The sequence below is a fragment of the Dactylosporangium sp. NPDC006015 genome (assembly GCF_040614215.1).
GTDB lineage: Bacteria > Actinomycetota > Actinomycetes > Mycobacteriales > Micromonosporaceae > Dactylosporangium > Dactylosporangium maewongense.
In genome coordinates this window covers 88,638-114,165 of sequence record NZ_JBEXUD010000001.1, presented here as the reverse complement: position 1 = coordinate 114,165, position 25,528 = coordinate 88,638, and the positions used below count along the sequence as shown (strand labels likewise).

21 protein-coding genes are annotated in these 25,528 nt (G+C 73.0%); 5 read left to right on the top strand and 16 right to left on the bottom strand.

The genetic code is table 11. The features are described from left to right. Nucleotides 1–1,209: 1,209 nt before the first annotated feature. The 8 genes from ABZ321_RS00420 to ABZ321_RS00385 form a co-directional block, all read right to left on the bottom strand. Nucleotides 1,210–1,986 (bottom strand): caspase family protein, encoded by a 777-nt coding sequence (locus ABZ321_RS00420; RefSeq protein WP_354888116.1) that lies wholly within the window; start codon nucleotides 1,984–1,986, stop codon nucleotides 1,210–1,212. Nucleotides 1,987–2,062: 76 nt separating this feature from the next. Continuing rightward, on the bottom strand, nucleotides 2,063–5,173 hold the full coding sequence (locus ABZ321_RS00415) for a CHAT domain-containing protein (RefSeq protein WP_354888113.1): 3,111 nt from the start codon (nucleotides 5,171–5,173) through the stop codon (nucleotides 2,063–2,065). A gap of 500 nt (nucleotides 5,174–5,673) precedes the next feature. Then, nucleotides 5,674–6,141, bottom strand: a complete 468-nt coding sequence (locus tag ABZ321_RS00410; RefSeq protein WP_344502974.1) for a hypothetical protein — start codon at nucleotides 6,139–6,141, stop codon at nucleotides 5,674–5,676. Nucleotides 6,142–6,144: 3 nt separating this feature from the next. Then, nucleotides 6,145–7,818, bottom strand: a complete 1,674-nt coding sequence (locus ABZ321_RS00405; RefSeq protein WP_354888110.1) for a S8 family serine peptidase — start codon at nucleotides 7,816–7,818, stop codon at nucleotides 6,145–6,147. Between the two features lie 129 nt (nucleotides 7,819–7,947). Beyond that, entirely contained in the window at nucleotides 7,948–8,358 is a 411-nt protein-coding gene (locus ABZ321_RS00400) for a hypothetical protein (protein WP_344502972.1), read from the bottom strand. Further along, complete coding sequence (locus tag ABZ321_RS00395) at nucleotides 8,355–9,164, bottom strand: DUF692 domain-containing protein (RefSeq protein WP_344502971.1); 810 nt, start codon at nucleotides 9,162–9,164, stop codon at nucleotides 8,355–8,357. Before ABZ321_RS00395 ends, ABZ321_RS00400 begins: the two co-directional genes overlap by 4 nt. Then, nucleotides 9,161–10,105 carry a TIGR04222 domain-containing membrane protein gene (locus ABZ321_RS00390; protein WP_354888106.1) on the bottom strand — a complete coding sequence of 315 codons (945 nt, stop codon included), beginning with the start codon at nucleotides 10,103–10,105 and terminating at the stop codon, nucleotides 9,161–9,163. The genes ABZ321_RS00395 and ABZ321_RS00390 overlap by 4 nt, the downstream gene beginning before the upstream one ends. 121 nt (nucleotides 10,106–10,226) lie before the next feature. Beyond that, entirely contained in the window at nucleotides 10,227–10,799 is a 573-nt protein-coding gene (locus ABZ321_RS00385; protein WP_344502969.1) for a helix-turn-helix domain-containing protein, read from the bottom strand. 140 nt (nucleotides 10,800–10,939) lie between these two features. Here ABZ321_RS00385 and ABZ321_RS00380 point away from each other — a divergent pair, with 140 nt between their 5' ends. Continuing rightward, nucleotides 10,940–11,587: an HAD family hydrolase gene (locus tag ABZ321_RS00380; protein ID WP_344502968.1), complete on the top strand. Its 648-nt coding sequence runs from the start codon at nucleotides 10,940–10,942 to the stop codon at nucleotides 11,585–11,587. A 161-nt stretch (nucleotides 11,588–11,748) separates the two neighbouring features. Then, nucleotides 11,749–12,645, top strand: a complete 897-nt coding sequence (locus ABZ321_RS00375) for an RIO1 family regulatory kinase/ATPase (RefSeq protein ID WP_354888101.1) — start codon at nucleotides 11,749–11,751, stop codon at nucleotides 12,643–12,645. 113 nt (nucleotides 12,646–12,758) lie between these two features. On the opposite strand, the gene ABZ321_RS00370 is transcribed toward ABZ321_RS00375, so the two are convergent. The 3 genes from ABZ321_RS00370 to ABZ321_RS00360 form a co-directional block, all read right to left on the bottom strand. Further along, nucleotides 12,759–13,184, bottom strand: a complete 426-nt coding sequence (locus ABZ321_RS00370) for a hypothetical protein (protein ID WP_354888098.1) — start codon at nucleotides 13,182–13,184, stop codon at nucleotides 12,759–12,761. Next, nucleotides 13,181–13,447 (bottom strand): MFS transporter, encoded by a 267-nt coding sequence (locus ABZ321_RS00365; RefSeq protein WP_344502965.1) that lies wholly within the window; start codon nucleotides 13,445–13,447, stop codon nucleotides 13,181–13,183. Before ABZ321_RS00365 ends, ABZ321_RS00370 begins: the two co-directional genes overlap by 4 nt. Before the next feature lie 84 nt (nucleotides 13,448–13,531). Next, nucleotides 13,532–14,485, bottom strand: coding sequence for a quinone oxidoreductase (locus tag ABZ321_RS00360; RefSeq protein WP_344502964.1), 954 nt, complete (start codon nucleotides 14,483–14,485; stop codon nucleotides 13,532–13,534). Nucleotides 14,486–14,586: 101 nt separating this feature from the next. Between ABZ321_RS00360 and ABZ321_RS00355 the strand changes: the two genes are divergently transcribed. Beyond that, on the top strand, nucleotides 14,587–17,718 hold the full coding sequence (locus ABZ321_RS00355; protein ID WP_354888094.1) for an Hsp70 family protein: 3,132 nt from the start codon (nucleotides 14,587–14,589) through the stop codon (nucleotides 17,716–17,718). A gap of 193 nt (nucleotides 17,719–17,911) precedes the next feature. Then, entirely contained in the window at nucleotides 17,912–18,346 is a 435-nt protein-coding gene (locus ABZ321_RS00350; protein ID WP_344502962.1) for a peptidoglycan-binding domain-containing protein, read from the top strand. 95 nt (nucleotides 18,347–18,441) lie between these two features. Here the strand turns inward: ABZ321_RS00350 and acnA are convergent, their stop codons facing one another. Beyond that, nucleotides 18,442–21,210, bottom strand: a complete 2,769-nt coding sequence (acnA, locus tag ABZ321_RS00345; protein ID WP_344502961.1) for an aconitate hydratase AcnA — start codon at nucleotides 21,208–21,210, stop codon at nucleotides 18,442–18,444. A gap of 144 nt (nucleotides 21,211–21,354) precedes the next feature. On the opposite strand from acnA, the gene ABZ321_RS00340 reads away from it, so the two are divergent. Further along, nucleotides 21,355–21,714 carry a VOC family protein gene (locus ABZ321_RS00340; RefSeq protein WP_354888090.1) on the top strand — a complete coding sequence of 120 codons (360 nt, stop codon included), beginning with the start codon at nucleotides 21,355–21,357 and terminating at the stop codon, nucleotides 21,712–21,714. A 37-nt stretch (nucleotides 21,715–21,751) separates the two neighbouring features. On the opposite strand, the gene ABZ321_RS00335 is transcribed toward ABZ321_RS00340, so the two are convergent. From ABZ321_RS00335 to ABZ321_RS00320, 4 genes are all read right to left on the bottom strand, one after another. Further along, entirely contained in the window at nucleotides 21,752–22,126 is a 375-nt protein-coding gene (locus ABZ321_RS00335; protein WP_344502959.1) for a hypothetical protein, read from the bottom strand. Nucleotides 22,127–22,242: 116 nt separating this feature from the next. Next, nucleotides 22,243–22,770 carry a YbhB/YbcL family Raf kinase inhibitor-like protein gene (locus tag ABZ321_RS00330; RefSeq protein ID WP_344502957.1) on the bottom strand — a complete coding sequence of 176 codons (528 nt, stop codon included), beginning with the start codon at nucleotides 22,768–22,770 and terminating at the stop codon, nucleotides 22,243–22,245. 62 nt (nucleotides 22,771–22,832) lie between these two features. After that, nucleotides 22,833–23,561, bottom strand: coding sequence for a hypothetical protein (locus tag ABZ321_RS00325; RefSeq protein ID WP_354888086.1), 729 nt, complete (start codon nucleotides 23,559–23,561; stop codon nucleotides 22,833–22,835). Nucleotides 23,562–24,597: 1,036 nt separating this feature from the next. Beyond that, complete coding sequence (locus tag ABZ321_RS00320; RefSeq protein ID WP_344502955.1) at nucleotides 24,598–25,524, bottom strand: PfkB family carbohydrate kinase; 927 nt, start codon at nucleotides 25,522–25,524, stop codon at nucleotides 24,598–24,600. Nucleotides 25,525–25,528 lie beyond the last annotated feature (4 nt).

The window sequence follows — 25,528 nt, the reverse complement described above, 5'->3', positions numbered from 1 at the left end:
CGGTTCTGGTGCCCGGTGCGGGTGGTGGCGGCGGCGGGCTGTGTGAGCTGGGCTGTCTATCTGGCAGTGTCGGGTCGGCTGCGTCAGTCCGGCTGCGTCTGCGCGGCTAGGTCCGTCCAGCTGTGCCTGCCGGGCGTACCTGCCTGACCGTGTCTGGATGCCCCTGGCGACCAGGTGTCCGTCCGAACGTTCTGCCCGCCTCCGTCTCCTGGCCGAGTAGATCCGTCCCGTGACGCTGATCCGTGTGTCTGGCCCCGTGTTCAGTTGTGACTGCTTGTCCCGCACGTCCGGGCGTGTCCGCGCGGCCGTGTTCGTCCGGGTGGCTGCCGGTTGCGTGTGGCCGGCCTTCGCCATCGCGACCCTCGACGTCGGCGTGTGAGTTCGACGCTGCCCTTCGGCCTGGCTTCGTGGGAGGCTGCGTCGGTCCGGGCCGTTGTCCGTCCAGCTGCCTGTCGTGTGTGTGACCGGCTCCTACGCCGCCATCGTCACTCTCGACGACGTGGGCGCGTGAGCCCGGCACGAACCCGATCTGTGTGTCTGGTTCTGCGTCCACCTGGGACTGTCGGACCGCGTGTCGCGTGGGTGTGTCCGTCCGGGTGCCTAAGTGAGCTCGACCTTGGGAGTCGGTCTGGCTTCCGTGTTCGGCTGAGACTGCCCGGGCCCGCATCCGGCGTAATCATGGCCGTGTTGGTTCGGCTGTGTGTCCGGCTTGGGGGCTGGGCGCCGAGCGGGCCGACCCGGGCTGCGGTTGGCGGGTCGAGCGTGAGCGTCGCTGGTTGCCGGACGGGTGCGCCGCGTCGGTGGTGAGGCAGGGCGCTTCCACGGGGTCCGCAGGACCTCGGTTGCCGGGAGTGGCGCGATCGGGGCTGCGGTGTCGGTCGATGCTGAGCGCTTCGTCTGGATGGCCGGCTTGAGGTGTGCTGTTTCGCCGGGGATGGGGGTGGGCGTCCTGGTGCGGGGCGCATTGTTGCTGCTGGGAAAGTAGCGGCGGTGGAGAAGGGGGGCTGGGGGTCATCGACCTCAGTGGATCATGTGAGTGCGTGGGGGGAGTGTTGCGGCGTGTCCGGGCGATTCGCGTGTTGTCCGGCAAAGCGTGCCGCCGCGTGGTGGGTGGTTGATGGTCGTCAATGCAAGAGGGGGTGGAAATGGTGGGAGGGAATGGCGAGGAATGTGGTGTAGGTCACGGCCCGGGCCGGGGTGGGAGAGGGGTCAGGCGAGGACGGGCCAGGTGTGTTGGGTGGGGGTGGCCTGCAGGGCGGGGGTCTGCGGATAGTTCTGGCTCGGCAGCTGGGCCCTGATCGCCCTGAGCCAGTCGCGGTACGTCGCGTCCGGTGGCAGGGCGGCGAGGGTGGTCAGGGCAACGTACGTGAACGCGCCGTTCGGGCGGCCCGAGAAGGTGGCGTCGTAGGAGTACTCGGTGTCGCGGCACGCCGACAGCAGCAGCGCGGCCGAGCGGGGGCGGGCGCCACGCGGAGCGACAGCCTCGTGGGTAGGGGTGCCGAGGGGCAGGAACGTCGACGGGGCCAGGAAGCGGGTCGGGCAGCGGCCGTCGCCGAGCGGGCGGCTGAGCCGTGTCAGCGTGCCCGAGTGGCAGGAGTCGGAGATCAGCACGACGCGGACGCCGGGGGCGGCGGTGGCGAACAGCGTGGAGAGCTCGTCGTCGAGCAGCGGGCCGTTGGCGGCGACGTCGTGCGGGCAGATCGCCTCGTCGCGCTGGTCGGGTTCGTCGCCGTCGAGGTCGGGGACCCAGGTGCCGTGGCCGGAGTACGTGATGACGACCGCGTCGCCGTCGGAGGTGCGGGAGAGCAGGTCGGCGATGCCGGTGCGGATGGCGAGGCCCGAGGCGGCGCTGTCGAGCAGGGTGCGGACGTCGAAGCCGCGCGCGGTCAGCGCCGCCGTCCAGTCGGCGGCGTCGTTGCGGCAGCCGTAGAGGTCGTTGGAGACGCCCGGGTAGTCGTTGATGCCGACGCAGAGCGCGAGTTTCATGGTGTACCCCCGTAAACCAGTGGAACCTTCTGCAGTGAAGGCGCCACAGCGCGTCACCGAGGTTGCACGAACTCCGTCAGCCCGCGCCGAAGCAGACGAACGGCGTCGCCTCCGGCAGGTCGGCCAGGGCACGGGCCGGTGACACGCCGAGCGCGACGGCGCGATGGTAGTGGGCCATGACGGCGGGGCCCAGCTCGTCGGGGATGCGCGCGACGCTGGCGACGACGTTGGCGGTGCCGGCGTGCAGGAGGGCGGCGGTGAAGCCGACCAGCTCGTCGCCGGCCCGCACGACCGCCCGGCCGACGTCGCAGGCGGAGAGGACGACCTGGCCGGGGGCGGTGCCGAGGCGCTGCAGCTCATACGCGAGCAGCGGGCCGTCGCCGAGCTCCAGGCGCGAGAAGAGCACGTTCTGCGTGTCGTGGTGGCCGTGCGCGGCGACGTGCACGACGGGCGCGGCGTCCATGCCGGCCAGGACGCTGGTCGCGGTCGCGTCGGCGCCCCGCAGGACCCGGCCCCGCGGGTACAGCCGCGCGATCGCGTCGATCTCGGCGTCGGCGTGGACGAGGTCAGGGCCCGCGACGAGCAGGGGCGCTCCTGTTGTGACGGCGTTGGCGGCGGTACGCGCGGCGAGCCACACCGACGCGGACGGCGCCACCGCCACGGGCCGCCCCCGCAGGCTGGGCAGGAGCCCCCAGGGCAGCACCGCGAGCTGGCGGGTCGGCACGACCACCACGTCGTGGGGGCCGAGCGCCGCCAGTACAGGAGCGATCAACGCCTGATCGAGGGTGGCGGCCTGCCGGTCGGCGCTGGCCCGCACCACCGCGGCGAGCTTCGCCGGGAGGCGCCGGTCGGCCGCGGTGTCGAGGTCGCTGAGGAGGCGGCGGACGGACTCGGCCACGGGAGCGTACGGGCCGAGCTCCACCGACGTGATCGCCCCGCCGGCGAGGACGAGCGCGTGCAGGCGGTCGCGGCGGACGAGGTAGCTGACCATGCAGCGGCCGGCGCGGGCGAGCTCGGCGGCCACCTCGGTGTGGGTGGCGGCGCCGTGGCTCTCCTCGGTGTCGCCGGCCCACCAGCCGTGCCGGCGGATGCTCTGCTCGAGGTCGGCGCAGCGGGCGCGCAGCAGCGGCTCGGGCCGGCCTTCGAGCTCGCCGAGGCGCACGGCCCGGCGCAGCTGCCGCAGCTCGGCGAGGGCCTCGGCGATCTGCGGGTCCTGCGGCGGCAGGACGGACCGGATGCGGAACGACTGTGCCCGGGACCGCTCCGACCAGTTGAAGACGAGGCTCGGCGGGCCGAGCGACCAGGAGATGTCCAGCCCGTACGCGCCGAGGTCCGCCCCCAGCGCCGCGACGCTGCTCTGCAACTCGAGGCTGCCGAACCGGCGCCGGTGCTCCTGCAGCGTCACGAGCCCCTTGCGCAGCTCGTCGAGCGCCGCCCGCGGCCGCCCGTCGGCGCGGTGCAGCTCGGCCCGGGTGAGCCGGTGCAGCAGCCGCACGTCGAGCGGCACGTCGGCGACGAGAGCCCGGCGCGCCGGGGCCCGCTGCTCCGCCGACGGGGTGTCACCGGCCGCCACCCTGGCCCGCAGCGCCAGCAGCTCCGCACTGCCGGCGTCGTGCCGCAGCCCGAGTCCCCGCAGCGTCGCCGCCAGCCGTGTCGCCCGCCTGGCCACGGCCAGCAACTTCCGACGATTTGGGTTTTTCGGCTGATGTACCCCTGAAACCACCCCGACACGACTGCCGTTGCTTTCCGGCTGGACGTCGCTGCTGATCGTGGCGGGCGGGACGGAAGCAGCCGCTGCCACCGACCGCCGGCCGGGCCCGGTGGCAGGTGGCCGGTCCGGGTCGGCGGCGGGTTCGCCGGGGCCATGCTGTGGCTGGGCGGGACGGATGGCCGGTGGCTGGTCCAGGTTGGCGACAGGCGCGGGTTCGCCAGGGGCAAGCAGCGCCCGGGTGGGACCGGTGGCAGTGGGCTGGTCCGGGTTGCCGGGCGCAAGCTGCGGCATGGCGGGGCGGGTGGCAGGTGGCTGGTCCGGGTTGGTGGGCGGTGCGAGTTCGCCGGAAGCAGGCCGCGGCCGGGCGGGTCCGGTGGCCGGTGGTGGCTGGACGGGACCGAAGACCGTTGGCGGCTGGGTGCGGGCGGCGGCAGGTCGTGGCTGGACGAGTCCCGCGGCCTGGACAGGGGCGGTGGACGGTGGCGCCTGGACGGGACCAGTGGCCGGTAGTGGCTGGACGGGGTTGGCGGCCTGGGTGCGGGCGGCGCTGGCGAGGTCGACGCGGACCTGGAGCGACGCGGCGAGGGCGGCCCAGGCGCGGTTGCGGCGGCGGGTGAAACGGGCGCGGGCCCTGGCGCTCCACACGGCGGCGGCGGCCAGGTCGCCGCTGCCGAGGGCGGCCTGGGCGCGGGCGAGCTCGGCCTCGCCGAGGTCCTGGCTGAGACGGTGGCGTTTGAGCAGTTCGATCGACCGGTCGAGGTCCTCCGCGGCGGCGGTGTCGAGGCCCGCGCCGAGCAGGGCCCGCGCCCGGTCGAGCATCGAGATGGCGAGGAACCCGTCCGCACGCAGCCGCCGCAGCGAGTCCGCCGCCGTGTCGAACGTCTGCAACGCCGCCGGCACGTCCCCGCCCGCGAGCGCGCAGTAGCCGAGGTTGTGCTCGACCTTCGCCGCGAGCAGGTCGAGCCCGTGCGCACCGGCGAGCTCGCGGCACAGGCGCAGGTCGGCCCGGGCCAGCCGGACCCGCCCGGCGGTGAGGTGCACGACGCCCCGGTTGAGCAGCGTCCGCGCGAGGACCGCCGGCTCCCCGTGCTCCTGGAGCACCGGCACGGCCGCGTCCAGCAGCTTCAACGCCGCGTCGATCTCCCCGACCCGCAGCAGGAGCAGCCCCCGCTGCTGCAGCACGGTGCCGACGTCGGCCAGGTCGGCGAGCGTCTCGGCGCGGTCGAGCAGCTCCAGCCCCAGCTCGGTGCGCCCCTGCTCGGCCTCCGCGTGCGCGAGCGTCAGCAGCAGCCGCGCCGCCAGCGCCGGCCTGGACGGCTCCGCCCCCGGCCACCCCAGCAGCCGCAGCGCCTCGGTCGCCCGCTTCGCCGCCGCGGCAGGCTTCCCGGCCGCCCCGGCCCGCACCGCCGACCGGTGCAGCCGCACCACCCGCGCCACTTCCCGCCGCTCGCCCGCATCCGCCCCACCGTCCGCCACCGTCCGCCCCGCAGGCGCCGCTACACCCGCCACCGCACTGGCGACCGGGGAAGCGCCGCTCGAGGAACCGGCAGCCACGGACGGCCCGGCTCCCGCGAAGGTGCCAGGTCCCGCAACACCCGCCGGGCCATCCGCGGGGGAAGGGACGGTGATGGTGGGTCGCGTGGCGCCCGGCGGACTGCCGGCGGCGGGCGCGGTGGCGGCGGCTCGCACGGCGCCTGCCGGACTGTCGGCGGGGAAAGGTGCGGTGGTTGTGGGTCGCGCGGCGCCCTTCGACCTGCCGGCGGGGGAAGGTGCGGTGGTGGATCGAGCGGCCTTCACCGGACTGTCGGCGGGGGGACGCGCGGCGGTGGCGGGTCGCGCGGCGCCCGCCGGACTGCCAGCGGTGGGGGCGGCGCGCGTCGGGCCGCCGGCGGGGGCAGGGGCGGTGCGGATAGGCATGGGTGTAGCCCGCGTGGCGGTGGAGGCACGCGGGTCGGCCGGGGACGGTGAGGTTGCGGCTACACCACGAACGATGGCGTCACCACCGTCCGGGCGCCATCGGCTTCTTGGTCGTTCGTCGGGTGGACGCGGATCTGGACCTCGCCGCGGGTGACCCGCTGGGCGGCGAAGCGGCCGCCCTCGTCGGTGTCCATGGTCTGCGGGCCGTCGACCGTGCGCAGCTCGATGCGGCAGGGGGAGGGTGGGGCGAGCCAGCCATCGAGGCGGACGGTGCCGGCGGCGCCGGCGGTCCATTCGACCATGATGGTGAGGCTCGCCGACTCGAAGGTGGCGCGGGTGGTCTCCTCGTCGCCGCGGACCCCGGCCATCGCGCCGTCCAGCGCCGGGACGAGGCGACAGACCTCGATGTCGAGCCCGGCGACGCTGAGGGAGAAGAGCAGGTCGGCGGGGACGGGGTCGACCAGGCCGGCGACGCGCCGCAGGTCGGCGAGCAGCCCGTCGTCCGAGAAGTGCTGGAAGTCGGCCATGATCTACCCCGGGAACCCGTCGAGGGCTCGCAGCGCCCGTTGCGTGGTGGACTTCGCGTCCACCTGGTCGAGGCGCAGCTGCGGGTCGGCGGCGGCGTTCTCCAGCAGGAGCGCGGCGACCTCGGCGGCGCCGAGACCCGCGGCGAACGAGCTGCCGCTCCACGAGGCGAAGCCGCGCGTGTAGTCGTCGTCGTCGAGGGTCTCGCGGCGGGTGGGGCGGCCCCCGGCGTTGCCGGCGGGGGTGGCGAAGGCGGCGCCCCGGCTGCCCTGGACCTTCGGGAACGTGCTGATCAGCGCCGACCCGGGCGCCCAGTAGCGGACCCAGGGGCCGTCGTTGCTGAACATGGCCTTGGCGTCGTTGGGCTGGAAGGCGCCGACGCTCATCACCGGCAGCTCCCCGTCGCACGGCAGCGCCGCGGGGTAGAACTCGCGGGACGTGGCGTGGTTCCCGGCGGCGGCGACCACGACGACCCCGGCCGCGAGCAGGCGGTCGACGTGTTCCTGGAGGCGGATGGTGTACGAACCGTCGGCCGCGCTCTCGAGGTAGTAGCCCAGCGACAGGCAGACGACGTCGACCATCCGTCCGCCGGTGCCCGCCTGGGCCGCTTCGACCTCGTCGGCGAGGCGGTCGAGGGCGATGAGCAGGTCGCTCTCGTAGACGACGCCGTCGCTGTGCATGACCCGGATCTGCAGGACAGTGGCGTCGGGGGCGACCTGCCGGACGAGCCCGCCGATGAACGTGCCGTGCCCCGTGTGGGTGCCGAGCTCGCCGGCGACGGAGCCGGTGCTGATCTGCCGCTCCCAGGCGTCGCGGAGGCGTTGCAGGGAGTGACCGGCGGCGATGAGCTGGTCCTGCGCGGCGAGGATCATGGCCTGCAGCTCGGTGTCGACGGTGGTGAACCCGTCCGCGGGCAGCGCCGAGCCGGCGGGGGTGGGGACGTCGAGCCACTCGTGCGGGGAGATGCCCGTGTCGAGGATCGCGACGACGGGCCGCCGGTCGCCGAGCTCCGCGGCGGTGCGCCGGCGGGGCGGCGGGAGGACCAGGTCGACCGGCCGGCGGCCGGCACCGCCGGCGAACCGCCAGGCGCTGCCCTCCGTCATCGGGGACCCCTCCGTCATGGGGGAGCCTTCGGTCATCGGCGAGCCCTCCGTCATCGGAGAGCCTTCCGTCATGGGGGAGCCCTCGGTCATCGGCACCCCGCCGATGGAGGCGCCGAAGAGCAGGTGGTCGAGCGACAGGTGCGCCCCGTGGCCGCCGGCGCGCAACGCCTTCAGCGCGGCCCACGCGTCGACGGACTCGGGGTCGGCGCCGTGCGCCGCGACGAGCTGGACGGCCCGCACGCGCCGCCGCACGGCCCGCTCCCTGGCGGGCCCGTCGGGGCCGTGCGCCGCGGCACCGTGCCCGCCGGGCCCGCTGGGCACGGCGTGGCTCTCGGCGAGGCGCATGCCGGACCCGGCGAGGGTCTGGTTGCAGCGCTCGAGGGTGTCCGGCGGCTCGCTGGCCGGCGCGGTCGACAGCAGGACGCCCGCCCGGTACACCGTCGGCGCGGACACGCCGTCGCCGGGCTCCAGCACGCGGGCACCGTGGCGGCGCAGGACGGCGGCCGACGGCAGCCAGGGCGTCGACGGTGGCGCGCCGTTGTCGTCACCGAGGTCGGCCAGCGCGTCCCCCGTCATCCGCCGGCAGCGTAACTGCATGTGGCTCTCCGTCCCCGCAGGGCGCCTCGAATCCGAAGTCGGCGCCGTCTCACCTGACTAGAGGACACACGCGTGGCACCTGATACAAGAAATTTCAGAGCGCGCCGGTCACGTGGACCGGGATCCGTGCCGTGACAGCAGCAGCCGCAGCCGGGCGGCGAGCCGCCCGCGGGGGACCGGGGCGGTGGCGCCGTCGTAGCGGAAGGCGGCCTCGCGCCCGGCGAGCTCGTCCCGGGCGAGCGGCGTCAGCGTGGCGGGGTCGGCGCAGCGGGCGAAGTCCCAGCCGTCGCGCAGCGAACCCTGCGGCGGGCGCCCGGACGCCCACTCGGCGAACGCGCGATGCCAGCGGTCGCCGTACGACGCGGCCAGGAAGGGCCATGTGCGGGCCACCTCGCCGGCGCGTTTCCTGCGGAGGGCGACGGCCGCTGCCCGTACACCTGCCGCATCGAAACCAGGGGGGACGGCACCGCCGGCGACGAGCGCGTCGACGAGGGCCCGCTGCCGGTCGGCCAGGGTCATGCCGTGATCCGGGGGAGGCCCGCGGCGGCGCAGAGGGCGTCGAGCTCGCGGGTCAGCTCGGCGGCGGGCGGGTAGTGGCCGTCGCGTTCGAGCATCAGCGCCGGCGGGCTGGTCCGCGCGCACAGCTCCTTGACCAGGTCGAGGACCTCCGGCGGGGTCGGGTCGGTGTGGGTGTCGTGGTAGAAGCCGTCGTGCTCGGCCCCGCCGGCGACGTGCACGTACGCGATCCGCTCCAGCGGCAGCCCGTCGAGCAGGTCACCGGGGGTGCCGCGGTTGCGGGCGTTGGCGTGGACGTTGGCGACGTCGAGCAGGAGCGCGCAGCCGGTCCGGTCGAGGATCTCGGTGAGGAACTGCGCCTCGGTCAGCTCCGGGTCGGGCCAGTCGAACAGCGCGGCGATCGGCTCCAGGGCGAGGGTGACGCCGCCGAGCGCCGCCTGGGTGCGCCGGACGTTGGCGACGACCGCGTCGACCGCCTCCCGGGTGCGGGGCACCGGCAGCAGGTGCCCCGCCTCGACGCCGCCGGCCCGCACGAACGCGATGTGCTCGCTGACCAGCGGCGACCGCAGCAGCTCGGCGCAGCGCGCCAGGTGCGCCGCGCGGGTGTCGTCGACGGGTTCGGCGCCGCCGAGCGACAGCCGCACCCCGTGCGGCACGACCCGCACGCCCCGGTCGACCAGGTCCATGAGCATCGCCGGCGGGTGCGTCAGGTGTACGGACTCCGCGACGACCTCCGTGAACCGCAGCCCCGGGAGACCGGCGACGTAGCCGGCGATCTCGGGCCGCCAGCCGATGCCGACCGTGGTCATCCCCCGCACCCTCCGCCGCCGCCACCGCAGCTCGACCCGCCGCCGCAGCTCGAGCTCGACCCGCCGCAGGAGCTGGACGAGCCGGAGTCGGAGCTGCCGCTCGAACCGCTGTCGAAGGAGCCGCCGCCACCGCTGGCGGCGACGTGCCGCTGCAGCTCGGCGGCCTCGGCGAACGCGGGGTCGGCGAGGAAGAACGCGCCGGCGCCGAAGAGCCCGATGCTGAGCGCCGCGGCCTCCGGGCCGTAGGTGGACCACGACGGCGACTGGCGCGGCGACAGGTGCTGGGCCCGCATCCGCATCCGAAGCAGCAGGGCCCTGCCGTTCGTGGTGACCCGCGGGACGGACCGGAACAGCAGCGCGATGAGGAAGACCGGGACCACCAGCATCACCAGGAAGCCGATGGGCCGGTCGTTGAAGATGCCGGCGCCGATCCGGGCGACGCCGAGCGCGACGACGGCGAGGACGATCAGCCACGCCCGCCGCACGTTGCGGCGGCGGTCGGGGTCGAGCAGCCAGCCGGCCAGGGTCAGCTGCTCCTCGGTGCGCTTGAGCACGGCGACGACGCCGGAGTCGGTCTGCACGTTGCGGGCGGCGAGCCCACGGCGCGCGGTCTCGTGCACGGCCTGGTCGAGCTCGCCGGCGCCGGCCGGCAGGGGGCCGGTCTGCCGGAGGATGCCCCGGGTGCTGGTGTCGATGGCGCCGGCGGCGCGCAGGGCGGCGAGGGAGCTGTAGACGGCCAGCTTCCGGTCGCCGTTGAGGAGCGCGGCCTGGGTCGGGGTCAGGTCCCGGGCGCGGCGCAGCGAAGGACCGCGCATGGCGGCACGGCGCCAGATGAACGCGGTGATGATCGCGAGTGCGGCGAGCCCGGCGTACAGCCACAGGAAGTCCGGGCCCGCGATGCCCCAGGTGTCACCCGGGCCAGCGACGATCGATGTCCTCATGGGGTCAGTGTGGGTGCGGACGTCGAGAAGCGCCTGTCACCGGAAGGACACTTGAGGAAACCTTGTGACCGATGTCATCCCGATCTTCGGCCGGCGGCCTCGCGGCCGCCGGCCGGCGTCGTCACGACTTTCGGACGGCGGCCTCGACCAGGTTGAGGACGGCCTCCAGGTCCTGCACGGGGCGGCCGGTCGCGAGGTGGAGGACCAGGCCGTCGTAGGCCAGCTCGAGGAACTGGGCGAGGATCGCGATCGGGACGTCGGCGCGCAGCACGCCGGCCTCCCGCTGGCGCTGCAACCGCTCGCGGGTCGCCTCGGCGACCGCCTCCGAGCGGGCCGCCCACCGCTTCGCGAACTCCGGGTCGGTGCGCAGCCGCCGAGACACCTCCAGCTGGCTGCCGAGCCACCCGGCGACGTCCTCGGTGGCCGCCCGGGCGAGGAGGTCCCGCATGACCTGGACGAGGCCGTGCTCGGCGACCGTGGCTACCATGGTCGCGGCGTCGTCCTCGGCGACGGCGAGGAAGAGCGAGTCCTTGTCCCGGAAGTGGTGGAAGATCGCGCCGCGGGACAGGCCGATCTCCTCTTCCAGCCGCCGGACCGTCGCCCCTTCGTAGCCGTGCCGGGCGAAACAGGTCCGCGCGCCGGTGAGGATCTCCTTCCGGCGTGCGTCGAGCTGGTCCTGGCTCACCCTGGGCACGGGACGATTATGCAAGCCGTACATACGGTTTGGCACACTGCCCAGGGAAAACGGTGCGTTTCACCCCGTTCTGTGGGGATCCTCGGCCATCGAAAATGTGAGCACTGTTTTATGTCATTCTGGTCACGTACCCTGCCCGCGTGCCCCTGTTGTTGCTCTCCCTGGACGACACCCTGCTGGACAGGGCCGGGGCGTTCCGCGCATGGGCCGGCGACTTCCTGCGTGGCATCGGCGCGCCCGAATACGACCTGGACTGGCTGCTGTCCGTGGACGCCGACGGGATGGGTTCGACGTGGGACGTCGCCGAGGGGATCCGGGAGCGGTACGGGCTCCGTGAGGCCGCGATCGACATCGTCGAGGAGATCCGCGGCGAGCTGATGGCCCGGGTCCGGCTCAACCCGCTGACCGCCTGCGCCCTCGCGATCGCCGAGGACGCCGGCTGGGTGCCGGTCGTCGTCACCAACGGCGAGACCCGGCAGCAGGAGGAGAAGCTGCGCAAGACCGGGCTCGACCGGTACCTGGCGGACTGGGTCATCTCCGAGGACGTCGGCGTCCGCAAGCCCAACCCGCGGATCTTCGCGATCGCGGCGGAGCGGGCGCGGATGCGGCTCGGCGGCGCCTGGATCATCGGCGACAGCCCCGAGGCCGACATCGGCGGTGCCGCGGACGTCGGGATGCGCAGCGTCTGGCTGCACCGGGGCCGCCGCTGGGTGGAGCCCCGCTATGCGCCGACCCGCACGGCCGACGGGGTGATCGCCGCGATCGCCGAGGTCATGGCGTCGCGGTAATTCGGTTGCGTTTTCCGCGGGTGTACGGGATGGTGCACCTGACCTCAGGGTCTTCGTGTTTTCGTGTCTCGAGTTGAGAGGGGGCTGGTTCGCATGGCTGCCGTCACGGCGCGTTTTTGCATGCCGACTTCCGCTTTCCTCTTGACTCTGGAGACCTCGCGTTGCGCGACAACGACTCTTTTGGCACGTCCGCTCGCCGCCGCCGCAAGTTCGACGACGACGATCCGACCTTCGTAAAACGCTCCTCCCCGTCCAGCGAGGCCGCCTGGGACGTCGTGGAGGAGGAGACCGGCTGGTCCTCGTGGAGCGCGCCCGGCGTGCAGCACGGCCCGGCACCGTTCCCCGACTGGGTGATCACCGAGCACGCCGCCAAGGACACCGACCGGGGCGTGCTCAAGACCGGTAAGGAAGCCGACGTCCATCTGGTGGAGCGCGGCGTCCCCGGCACCGACCGGCGGGTCCTGCTCGCCGCGAAGCGGTACCGGGCCGCCGAGCACCGCCTCTTCCACCGCGACTCCGGTTACCTGGAGGGCCGCCGGGTCCGCGAGTCCCGGGTCACCCGGGCGATGGCGGGTCGGACGGCGTTCGGCCGGGAGGCGATCGCCGGCCAGTGGGCGAACGCCGAGTTCGCCGCGCTCGCGCAGCTGTGGGAGCTGGGGGTCTGCGTCCCGTACCCGGTGCAGCTGCTCGGCACGGAGCTCATGCTGCAGTTCATCGGGGACGACGACGGCACGGCCGCGCCGCGGCTCGCGCAGACCCGCCCGGACCTGGACCTGCTGGCGGACCTGTGGTGGCAGCTGGTCGACGCGCTGCGGGTCCTCGCCCGCGCCGGCGTCGCCCACGGCGACCTGTCGCCGTACAACACCCTCGTCCACGACGGGCGGCTGGTCATCATCGACCTGCCGCAGATCGTCGACGTGGTGATCAACCCGAAGGGGGCGGACTTCCTGGCCCGCGACGTCGCCAACATGGCGAGGTGGTTCACGGGCAAGGGCTTCCCCGTCGACCCGGAGCCGCTGATCGTGGAGCTGCTGCACGACGCCGGCATGCGGGTCTGAGCGTCTGGTTCAAAAGCGCGGCCCGCCCGGTCTTGTGGCCGGGCGGGCCGCGGGTGAAAGCGGCGGGGAGGGTATGTCCGCCGCTTCCGTCTGCGCGAGGTGTCGAACCTCGCTCAGCCCATGTGGACGGCACCTTCTTCGGGCACGTCGTCCTTGCTCGCCTTGATGAAGACGACGACGATCACGGCCGCGGCGACCAGCAGGGCCGAGCCCCACCAGAACGCCGTCACGTAGCCGTGCACCATCGCCTCCAGCTGCGTGCCCTGCGGGTCGCCGGCCGTCGCGTGGTCCGTGAAGTACGACGTGGCGGCCGTGATGGCGACCGTGTTGAGCAGTGCCGTGCCGAGTGACCCGCCGACCTGCTGGCTGGCGTTGACCACCGCGCTCGCGGCGCCGGCGTCGTGCTCGTCGACGCCGACCAGGGCGATGTTGCCCAGCGGCACGAACGTGCAGCCCAGCCCGAAGCCGAGGATCAGCATGGACGGCATGACGTGGGTGGCGTACGCGGTGTCGACCCCGATCCGGGTCAGCAGGATCATGCCGGCCGCCCCCAGTAGTCCGCGATCCTGCCGCCGAGCAGCAGCAGCCCGCCGAAGGTCAGCGTGTACGCCGTCACCACCCACTGCTGGTTGGCGTCGCTGATGCCGAGGTCGGCCTTGGCGTGCGGGAGCGCGACGTTGACGACCGTGGCGTCCAGCACCACCATCAGCTGCGCCACCGCGATGATCACCAGCGCGAACCAGCGGCTCGGGTGCGTGTGCAGCTCGTGCCTGCCGTGCTGGGTCGTTGCCACGTGGCTCATCGCGCTCCCCTCCTCTGGACCATTGAATGGTCTAGTCGGGGGACTTTTCCCGGCTTCGCGCAGGTCCGTCGCCTGAGATCACGATCACGGAATAATGAGCAGCTTCCCGGTCGAGTGCCGGCCCTCCAGTGCGGCATACGCGTCCTGTACGGCGTCCAGCGGGTACTTCCCGGTGACGGCCACCTCGACGACGCCGTCCGCGATCCAGCCGAACAGCGTTTCGGCGCGTTCGAGCAGTTCGTGCCGCTTCGCGATGAAGTGCCCCAGGGTGGGGCGGGTCAGCATGTAGGACCCCGCCATGAGGCGCAGCGGGTCGACCGGCGGCACCTTCCCGCTCGCCGCGCCGAACAGCACGAGGGTGCCGCGTGGGCGGAGCGCTTCGAGACTGGTGTCGAACGTGTCCTTGCCCACGCCGTCGTACACGGCCGCCGCGCCGTCGCTGACCTCGCGGACGGCTTGCAGGGCCTCGTCGTACGGGACGGCCCGCACCGCACCGTCGGCGAGGGCGATCTCCCGCTTCGCGGGCGTGCCGGCGGTCGCCACCACCCGGCCGCCGAGGTGCGTGATGATCCGCGTCAGCAGGCGCCCGACCCCACCCGCGGCGGCGTGCACCAGGACGGTGTCCCCGGCGCGCACCGGGTAGGAGTCGTGGGTCAGGTAGTGCGCGGTGAGGCCCTGCAGCATCGCCGCGGCCGCCTGCTCGGTGCTGATCCCGTCCGGCACGGGCACCAGCCGGTCCGCCGGGACGACGGCCTGCTCCGCGTGGCTGCCGGGGACGCCCGTCCACGCCACCCGGTCGCCGGGGGCAAGGCCCTCCACCCCGTCACCGAAGCTGAGCACCGTGCCGCCGCCCTCGCTGCCCAGCACGAACGGCAGCGGCACCTGGTAGGTGCCGCTGCGCTGGTACACGTCGATGAAATTCACCCCGCTGGCTTCCACGAGCACCAGGACCTCGCCCGGCCCCGGCTGCGGGTCCGGGGCGTCCTTCGCCCGCAGGACCTCCCGGTCGCCGTACTGCTCGAACACGACTGCGCGCATCGACCCTCCCGTTTCTGTGTCGGCTTCCTGTCTACCCCAAACCGCCGATCGGAAATGTCGTACCGCTGCCGTACGATCCCGGGGTCTTTGGAGGTGAGGGCGTGGGGCCGACCCATCGTCTCGCGATCGATCTGGGCACCTGCCACACCGTGGCGGTCGTCCGCCGTGGTGACGACGCCCCGCGCGCGCTGCTCTTCGACGGCTCGCCGGTCATGGCGTCCGGCATCTACGCCGACGAGAGCGGCAAGCTCTCCGTCGGCCGCGACGCGGAGCGGCTCTCCCAGCTGGCCCCGTCCCGCTTCGAGCCCTACCCGAAGCGCAGCGTCGACGAGGGCGCGGTCCTGCTCGGCGACACCGAGGTCACCGTCGTCGAGATGCTCTCCGCGCTGCTCAAGCGGGTCGCCGACGAGTCCCTGCAGGCCGGGGTCAACCCGGTCGGCTCCACCGTCCTCACCTGCCCCGCCGACTGGGGCGGCCAGCGGCGCAACGTGTTGCTGGAGGCGGCCCGCGCCGCCAACCTCGGCCCGGTCGTCCTCGTCGACGAGCCGATCGCCGCCGCCACCTACTGCCTGCGCGTCCTCGGCCAGCAGGTCGCGCCGCTGCAGTCGCTCGCCGTGTTCGACTTCGGCGGCGGCACGCTCGACGTCTCCGTGGTGCGCCGCGAGCCCGCCGCCGCGGGCGGCCCGGGCGGTCTGCGCGTCCTCGGCGTCGGTGGCCTCGACGACCTCGGCGGCGTCGACATCGACGCGGCCCTCGTCGGCCACCTCGGCCAGCTCATCAGCCTGCGCAACCCCGACATCTGGCAGCGCCTCGCCAACCCTGACAGCATCGCCGCGCACCGCGACCGCCGCGCCCTGTGGACCGAGGTCCGCGCCGCGAAGGAGATGCTGTCCCGCGCCGCCTCCGCCCCGATCCACGTCCCCGGCACCGAAGAGGCCCTGCACATCACCCGCGAGGAGCTGGAGCGCGTCGCCGGCCCTCTCATCGACCGCGCCGTCGACGAGACCCGCCGCGTCCTGGAGCGCGCCGGCGTCGACGTCCGCCAGCTCGCCGGCATCTTCCTCGTCGGCGGCTCCTCCCGCATCCCGCTCGTCGCGAGCCGCCTGCACGCCCGCTTCGGCGTCGCCCCGGTCGTGCCCGAGCAGCCCGAGCTGCCCGTCGCCTATGGCGGCATGCTCGCCATCGCCACCTCACCCCAGCAGCTCTTCGACGGCGGCCAGTCCCCGGCCCCCCGCCCGGTCTCCGGCACCCCGGTCTCCCCGAGCGGCACCTCCTCCCACCCGCTCTCGGTCCCGATCGCGGGGATCGGCGGTTCGTCGTCCCCGACCTCTCCGGGTGCCTATGGCTCCCCGGCGAACTTGTCGCAGACCTTCAACGCCGCCTCTCCGTCGTCCCCGGCCGCCTTCGTCCCCAACCAGAGCGGCCGTCCCGGCGGGCCCGGTTTCGGCGGCCCGGCGGCGTTCGGCGCGACCGCTCCGCCCGGCGTCCGGCCCGCCCCCGGCGTCCCCGCGGGCGCTCCCGGCCTGGCCCGCCCCGACGTCCCCGCCGGCATCGGCGCCCCCGGCGGCTTCAGCACTCCCGGCGGCCCACCCGGCCAGGGCGGTCCCGGTTTCAGCGCTCCGGGCGGCCCCGGCGGTCCCGGCTTCGGCGCTCCGGGTGGCCCGCCCGGCCAGGGCGGCTTCGGCGCCACGACGTTCCCGCCGGGCGGCCAGCCCGCGTTCACCCCACCCCCGCCGGTCATCGTCCGCCCCCGCCGCAGCGCCGCCCCCTGGATCGCCCTCGTCATCGTCCTGTCCCTCATCGGCGGCTGCCTCTGGGGCGGCTCCAAGGTCTTCACCTGGATCGGCGACCAGTTCGAGTCCGTGAAGGACGGCCTGCCGGACAACACCACCGCCAACGACAACGGCACCGTCAAGGACCCGAAGATCCAGGGGCTCAGGTCGGGGACGCCGATCACCCTGCCGAGCGAGGGCGCCGTCGCCGCGGTGGCCGGCAACGGCATGGTGTTCACGGCGGCGGTCAGCGTCGGCTCGACCGACGTCGTCGGCTATGAGGCCACCGGCGGCCAGAAGTTCCGGGTCCAGCTCCCGATGGAGCCGAAGGAGGTGCACCTCACCGTCGTGGGCAACCTGCTGATCGTCGACGGCGAGGAGGACCTGAAGCAGGCCGAGAAGGAGAACAGCCGGAGCGTGGTCGACATCGCGACCGGCACCGTGAAGTGGACCGCCCCGTTCATCGACCGCATCGACGCCCTCTACATCGGCACCGACGCGATCACCGAGTTTCGCGGCTTCAACAACACCGCGATCGAGCGCATCAACCTGCTCGACGGCAAGGCCCGCTGGTCGCACCCTGGTGCCAAGGCCGTCTACTCGCTCGGCCATCGGGCAGTGCGCGCGTCGGCCCGATGGGCCACCGCCGAATCGCCCGCCGACGTGATCGTTCCCACCTATTCGCTGACCTTCGCCAAGCGGGTGCCCTACAAGCAGTCCCTCACGGCCGACACCGCCGTGGCCGTGCAGCTGCAGGCGGATGGCAAGGCGAGCACGATCGACCTCAACTCGGGCAAGGTGAAGGCGACCGGCGCTATCTCCAAGGGCGACGAGGCCTGGACCGTCTACAACGACCTGGCGATCGTCAAGCCCGACGACGATTCGATCATCGCCTATGGCCTGTCCGACATGAAGCAGAAGTGGCAGTACCGGGGCACCGCCGGCACCAAGATCGGCGACATCCGCCCCTGCGGCGAGAAGCTCGTCTGCGTGCAGGCCGAGCTGTCGTCGTCGAAGGACGCCATCGTCGCCGTCGACACCGCCACCGGCACGGCCAAGTGGACCAAGACCCCGCCCGCCGACGGCAAGAGCCTCATCACCAGCGACGGCGAGTGGGCCGTGGTCGGCGGCAAGCTGATCGGCGGCTTCGGCTCGTCCGGCGAGATCGGCGAGGGCGCGGTCATCGACCCGGCCAACGGCAACAACCAGTTCTACCTCGGCCAGAGCCTCGACGCCCATGACGTCGCCGCCTGCGCCGCCGGCCGGGTCGCCATCGTCAGCTTCCGCAACGCGGCCTCCGCCGTCCAGGTCGCGATCGTCAACGTCGCCGACAACAAGATCGTCGGCACCGCCGACCTCGCCAAGGACGACATCCTCCAGGAGGTCTCGATGTCGGACAACACGGTCGTCGCCCTCAACCCCGACACCCGCGTCGTCCAGCGCTACACCATCCCCAGCTGACCCCGAGGCGTTCGCAGTGCGTGCCCGCTCGCGGGGAAGCCGGGAGCGGGCACGGCGGACACCGGCGGAACCAGTGGCTTCGCGGGCACTCGGGCACCGGGCCTGTCCTCGGCCGAAGCGTGGTGACAGCCGGAATCGGCCGGTTTGTCTGCGCGGGCGGTAGTGGCCGATCCAGGCAGCGACAATGCCGGATGTGAATATCAACGTTCGCCAACGAGTTGCGTCGCTGGCCGCGGCGCTGGTCATCGGGGCCGCCGGGAGCGTGGTGCTGCTCGCGGAGCCGGCGGCTGCGGCGGTGCCGGTGTGCACGAGCTACGTCCGGACCTCGATCTACCGGCCCTCCTCCTCGACGGGTGACTACCGGTGCTGGATGCAGCGTGGTCACCGGACCGACGGAGTCATTATCCTGCAGGAGGCGATCCGCGTCTGCTACGGCGCGTGGCTCAGGTCGATCGGATTCCCTCAGGAGGTCAAATCCGACGGGGACTTCGGGCCGATCACGGAGGACGCGCTGCGCCGAATCCAGAAGCTCGAAGGCGCCGCCGTCGACGGCGTGTTCGGGATCGATACGTCGTATCGGATGCTGTGGTTCAACGGGCGGGACGCGAACTGCCGCCACGTGTACTGACGATCGAGGCGACGCCCCGGGTGCGATCGCAGCGAGGGCAAGAGGACGGGCCGGTCACCGTGGTGGTGGCCGGCCCGTCGCGTTGGAGCCTCTGGTTACGCCTCGATCATCTTGCGGAGGACGTACTGGAGGATGCCGCCGTGGCGGTAGTAGTCCGCCTCGCCGGGGGTGTCGATGCGGACGACGGCGTCGAACTCGGTGCCGGTGTCGGTGGTGACCTTGACGGTGCGGGGGGTGGTGCCGTCGTTGAGCTGTTCGACGCCGGTGACCGTGAAGGTCTCGGTGCCGGTGAGGCCCAGGGACTCGGCGTTCTGGCCCTGCGGGTACTGCAGCGGCAGGACGCCCATGCCGATGAGGTTGGAGCGGTGGATGCGCTCGTAGCTCTCGGCGATGACGGTGCGGACGCCCAGCAGGGCGGTGCCCTTCGCGGCCCAGTCGCGGGACGAGCCGGAGCCGTACTCCTTGCCGGCGAGGATCACCAGCGGCGTGCCCGACGAGGCGTACGCGACGGAGGCGTCGTAGATGGTCGTCTGCTCACCGGTGAGGTGGTTGACGGTGACGCCGCCCTCGGTGCCGGGGGCGAGCTGGTTGCGCAGGCGGATGTTCGCGAACGTGCCGCGGATCATCACCTCGTGGTTGCCGCGCCGGGAGCCGTACGAGTTGAAGTCCTTGCGGTCCACATCGTGCGCGGCGAGATACTTGCCGGCGGGGGAGTCGGCCTTGATCGAGCCGGCGGGGGAGATGTGGTCGGTGGTGACCGAGTCGCCGAGCTTCGCCAGGACCCGGGCGCCGCTGATGTCGGAGACCGGGGCCGGCGAGGTGGCCATGCCCTCGAAGTACGGGGGCTTCCGCACGTACGTCGACTCGGCGTCCCACTCGAACGTGGAGCCGGTCGGCGTGGGCAGCGACTGCCACTGCTCGTCGCCGGCGAACACGTCGGCGTAGCGGGAGTTGTACAGGTCGCTGCCGATCGCCGCGGCGATGGTGTCCTCGACCTCCTTCGGCGTGGGCCAGATGTCGCGGAGGTACACCGGCTGGCCGTCGGAGCCGGTGCCGAGCGGCTCGCTGGTGAGGTCCAGGTCCATGGTGCCGGCGAGGGCGTACGCGACGACGAGCGGCGGCGACGCGAGGTAGTTCATCTTCACGTCGGGGTTGATGCGGCCCTCGAAGTTGCGGTTGCCGGACAGCACCGACACGACGCTGAGGTCGTGCTCGTTGACGGCGGCGCTCACCGCCTCGGGCAGCGGGCCGGAGTTGCCGATGCAGGTCGTGCAGCCGTACCCGACGAGGTTGAAGCCGAGCTTGTCGAGGTACGCGGTGAGCCCCGCCCGCTCGTAGTAGTCGGTGACGACCTTCGAGCCGGGCGCCAGGGTGGTCTTCACCCACGGCTTGACGGTGAGGCCCCGCTCGACGGCGTTGCGGGCCAGGAGGCCGGCGCCGATCATGACCTGCGGGTTGGACGTGTTGGTGCAGGAGGTGATCGCGGCGATGACGACGGCGCCGTGGTCGAGCTCGAAGTCGCCGACCTTCACCGGCTTCGACTGGCGCCCGTTGGCGCCGCGGGCGGCCGAGACGAGGTCGTGCGGCTTGTCGCCGTTGGCCTGCAGGTGGTTGGCGGGCGGGTCGCTGGCCGGGAAGGACTCGGCGCTCGCCTCGTCGGCCGGGCCCTCGATGCCACCGTCGGCGACGTAGTCACCCAGTACACCTCGGAACAACGGCTTGGCGCTCTTCAGCGGCACCCGGTCCTGGGGCCGCTTCGGGCCCGCGAGGGAGGGCTCGATGGTGGACAGGTCCAGCTCGAGACGCTCGGAGTAGTCCGGCTCGGCGGCCGGGTCGTGCCAGAGGCCCTGCTCCTTGGCGTACGCCTCGACGAGCGCGACCTGGGCCTCGTCGCGGCCGGTGAGGCGGAGGTACTTGATCGTCTCGTCGTCGATCGGGAAGATCGCGACGGTCGAGCCGTACTCCGGGCTCATGTTGCCGATCGTGGCGCGGTTGGCGAGCGGGACGGCGCTGACGCCGGGGCCGTAGAACTCGACGAACTTGCCGACGACGCCGTGCTTGCGCAGCTTCTCGGTGATGACGAGCACCAGGTCGGTGGCGGTGCAGCCCTCGGGGAGCTCGCCGCTGAGCTTGAAGCCCACGACCCGCGGGATCAGCATCGACACGGGCTGGCCGAGCATCGCGGCCTCCGCCTCGATGCCGCCGACGCCCCAGCCGACGACGCCCAGGCCGTTGACCATCGTGGTGTGCGAGTCGGTGCCGACGACCGTGTCCGGGTAGGCCTGGCCCTTGCGGGGCATGACGACCGGCGCCAGGTACTCGATGTTGACCTGGTGCACGATGCCGGTGCCCGGGGGCACGACCTTGAACTCGTTGAACGCGGTCTGGCCCCAGCGCAGGAACTGGTAGCGCTCCTTGTTGCGCCCGTACTCCAGCTCGACGTTGCGCTCGAAGGCGTCCGGCCGGCCGAACAGGTCGGCGATGACCGAGTGGTCGATGACCAGCTCGGCGGGGGCGAGCGGGTTCACGCGGGTCGGGTCGCCGCCGAGCTCGACGACGGCCTCGCGCATGGTGGCCAGGTCGACGACGCACGGGACGCCGGTGAAGTCCTGCATCAGTACCCGGGCGGGGGTGAACTGGATCTCCACACTGGGCTCGGCGGTGGCGTCCCAGCCACCGAGCGCACGGATGTGCTCGGCGGTGATGTTGGCGCCGTCCTCGGTGCGCAGCAGGTTCTCAAGGAGGATCTTCAGGCTGTAGGGCAGGCGCTCGGCGCCCTCGACCTTGTCGACCTTGAAGATCTCGTAGCTGGCGTCACCGACGCTCAGCTGGCTCTTGGCTCCGAACGTGTCGAGGCTCGCCACGGCGTTGCTCCCTTAAGTCATCAGGCGGGTGTCTCACGGCAAGTCTTCCGCAAGTGGGACGCCCAGTCGTCGTCAACCGTCGTCCAGCAAGAAAACCGTACGTCCGTCTTGTTAAACCCGCAAGCGTGTACCAAGCTGTGAAACATGATTCACCACGCCCAACTCGCCTGCCCGGCGGGCTCCGAGGCGGTGTCGATCGCCTTCTACGGTGACCTGCTCGGCCTCGCCGTGGTGCCGAAACCGGCGGCGCTCGCCGGAAGGGGTGGCTGCTGGTTCCGCGGGCACGGCATCGAGCTGCACCTGGGGGTGGAGACGCCGTTCACGCCGGCGCGCAAGGCCCACCCCGGGCTGCTCTGGCCCGACCTGCCGGCGCTCGCCGCGCGGCTGTCCGCGGCCGGCCACCAGGTGACGTGGAGCGACGAGCTGCCCGGGTACCGGCGGTTCCACACCTTCGACCCGCACGGCAACCGGTTGGAGTTCTTGCAGCCGGTTGTCGCCTTGTAGATCGTTTCTTCGACCTTCTCGTTCAGAGATCTCTGTTTCAGAGGTCGACGGTCCATGCGCCGGCGTGCTGCCGGAAGCCGGCCTGGCGCAGCAGGTCGTGCCCGTTCGGGGGGAACTCGGCGGCGAGCCGCTCCGCCTCACCCGCGCGCAGTGCGTCGACGAGCCCCTGCAGGACCTGCACCGCGAGGTCGCGCCGCCCCGGCGGCGCGGCGAGACGGATCAGCTTGACCGTGGCCCCGTCGGGGCGGACGGCGGCGAGCGCGGCGGCGGGCTGCTCGTCGTCGCAGATCGGATCGACCAGCTCCCACCACTGCACCCCGGACGTGGCCGGCGTGCCCCAGTGGGCGGTGATGCGCCGGGTCACGGCGAGGCGGTGCGCCGGCACACGCCGGACAAGGAGTAGGGGATCCACCCGACCACTGTGTGGGATCGGTCTTGCAGGACCCTTGCCTTCGCTTTGCCACGTGGCGTGGGCGTCCTCGTGTACCGCCCGCGTGCTTGTGGGCACGCGGGCGGTGTCACCTTGCGTCAGAACCCGAACTCGGACACCAGCACGGCCCGGGCGATCGTGTGCGCGACCACGTTGAACCCGACGACGTTCGCCGCCGCGTCGGCGCCGATCTCCAGGGCGTCCACGTCCAGGGCGTGCACCGCGAAGAAGTACCGGTGCGGCGCGTCCTTCGGCGGCGGCGCCGCACCGCCGAAGTCCCGGGTGCCGTAGTCGTTGCGGGCGTGGATCGCCTCGTCCGGCAGGCCGTCCTTGTCACCCGTGCCGGCACCCGTCGGCAGCTCGGTCGCGTCCGCCGGCAGGTTGTACACGATCCAGTGCCAGAACCCGCCGCCTGTCGGCGCGTCCGGGTCGTAGCAGGTCAGCGCGAAGCTCTTCGTCCCGGCCGGGAACCCCGACCAGCTCAGGTGGGGCGAGGTGTTGCCACGCTCGTAGACCTGCGCGTCGGGCAGCGTGCCGCCGTCGGTGAGGTCCTCGCTGGTCAACGCGAACGCCGGCACCGCGGGCAGGAAGTCGTACGGCGACGGGGGACGGGGTCGGTCGGTCATGCGCACTCTCCTAGTGCTGGGATGGCTCCTAACCAGATCCTCTTACCCAACGACCAGCGGGCTCAAGTGACGCCGGTCAGCCTCGCGTACTCAGCCTCGGTCCCGATCGCCGCCCGCCGGTCCGGATGCTCCACGTAATGCTCGACCACCGATCCGAGGAACACCGGCTCGACCGCCAGCAGCTCCAGCGGCACCAGCAACCAGCCCGGCTCATGCCGCCCCGGCCGCCGGATGCTGAGCGCCAGCTTCGGGCTGCGCACGGTGAGCGGCAGTGGTCGCTGCGGCACCTGTACGAGGTCGTCCCAGCGGACCCGCCGGCTGCCACCCGCGCGGATCGTGAGGCCGTCGGGGCTGAAGACGATCCGCGGCCCCCGCAGCAACGGCACCGCGGCCAGCCCGATGAGCAGCACGGCGACCGTGTTCAACGTGACCCGCAGCTCGACCGGTGCGCTCGGGTCGCTCTCCAGGAACAACGTGCCGAGCAACGCCCACGCCATCGCCGCCCGCCCGGACCAGACCGGAGACCCCGGCACGACGAACGCGTCCCCACGCACCCGCAACGCCGCGGGCGGCGGCTGCATCACCGGCCGCAGCATGATCCCGAACCCCACGAACGCCCCGCTGAGCAGCACGACCGGCGCCAGCAGCAACGTCACCGCCAGCCACGTCGGCGTGCGCGACTCGGTCACCCCGAACTCGTACCCGACCCGCAGCCCCACCAGCGCCAACGCGACTACCCCAGCCGCGATCCTGCTCCCACGCACATAGCGGCCGAGCTGCTCCGACGTCACACCGGCCAGTGTACGAACAACCGCATCGGCCGACATGAGTAACATTGGGCGACGCGGTCATCGCGCTGCGAAACCACGATTTGGTGGCATGAAGTAGCGTGCTGTACAGCGGAATGCCCGGCGCCACTCACCCGTTCCCATCGACCAACCGCCTCGCCCCAGCCGCCCCGCCGTCACCCCGACCCAGCGCAGACGCCCGCACCCACCCGCGCGCGTCACCCAGGCGGCGGCGCCACGCGCGTCGCTCTGGCCTGACGGCCCGTACCCTGCGCCGGCGCGACGTGCTCGGGCTCACCTGGTCGCCGCTCTTGCGGCAGGTGAGCCAGCCCTGCGGGCAGCATCCCGGCCACGTCGAGATCTCCGACCACGCTCTCCTTGACGGCGCCCGCCCCTTGACGGCGCCCGCCCGTGCCCGCGTCGGGCCTGGCGATCCTGCCGTGCTTGCGGGTCACGCGGCTCGCAGCGGCAGGGGGTGTGGGCCAGATGGGTGGCGAGCGCGGATCGGGCCGGCGGTGAGCGCGGGTCGGGTTGGGCCGACGGTGAGCGTGGGCTGAGCGGGCGCCGGGCGCGGGTCGGGCTGGATCGGGCGGGTGGCGGGCGCGAAGTTGGGCGGGCGGCGGGCGCGAAGTCAGGCGCGTGTGGCGGGCGCGAAGTCAGGCGTGGCGGGCGCGAAGTCGGGCGGGTGGCGGGTCCGGGAAGCCGCCTGCGTGCGATGCGGGCGGCCTTGGCGTGGGCTGTCGAGGGGGCGACGGTCGTGTCCAGCGCCCGCTGCCGTGGGCGGCGAAACCCGTGGTGCCGGCCATCCCCGCGCCGTCATCACGGACAGGACCTTCCATCGCCGTCCTGCGGTCCGCAAGCCCGGGGAGCGCCGTCCTGCGGTCCGCAAGCCCGGGGAGCGCCGTCCTGCGGTCCGCAAGCCCGGGGAGCGCCGTGCTGCGGGCCACAAAGACCGCGGAACGGCGATGGCCGCGCGGAACGACAAGGCCATGGGGCGACGGCCTGCGGCACGAGTTCGCGGGAACGCTGAACGGGTGGGTTACAGGGGCAGGGTGGGGAAGCGGGCCTGCAGGGCGGCCACGGTGGGCATCGAGACCGCGCCGCCGCGGGATTCGCAGACCAGGGCGGCGACGTGGACCGCGACCCGGGTGAGGTCCGCCCAGCCGTCGAGGGTGGTGGGGAGGCCCTTGGTGAGGATGCCCCAGGACAGGGCTGCCATGGTGGCGTCGCCCGCGCCGGTGGCGTCGACGGCGGTGACGGTGGGGGCGGGGACGCGGACGGTGGCGGCGGCGTGGGCGACGAGGGCGCCCTCCGCGCCGCTGGTCACCACGACCGCGCCGGCGCCCAGGTCGAGCAGGCGGCCGGCGGCGTGCTCGGGGGACTCGCCCCACAGGGCGGCGGCGTCGGCGGAGCTGAGCTTGACCAGGTCGGCCGTCGCGGCGAACTCGGCCACCACGTCGGGGTCGACGCCGACGACCGGGCGGACGTTGGGGTCGAAGACGCGGATCGGGCCGGGGGTGGCCCAGGCCGATCGGGCGGCGGCCAGGACGGGCGGGCTGAGCAGGCACATCGAGCCGCAGTACAGCAGCCCGGCGGAGCCGACGAGGGCGGTCGACAGGTCGGCGGGGGACAGGAGGGCGTAGGAGGGCGGGTCGCCGTAGAAGCGGAAGGTCGGTTCGATGCCGCGGAAGGTGGTCACGGCGAAGGTGGTGGCGACGCCGGGGACGGTGGCCACGCCGCGGGTGCCGACGCCGGTGGCGGTGAGGAAGTCGACGATTCGGGTGGCCCAGGGGTCGTCGCCGACGGAGCCCGCGAACTCGCTGGCGGCGCCCAGGCGGGCGATGCCGACGGCGACGTTGAGGGGGGCCCCGCCGATGGCGGGGTGGTAGACGATCTGGCCGTCGTCGGTGGTGGACTCCAGCAGGTCGACCAGGGCTTCACCGATGACCACCGCATGTCCCGTCATCGCG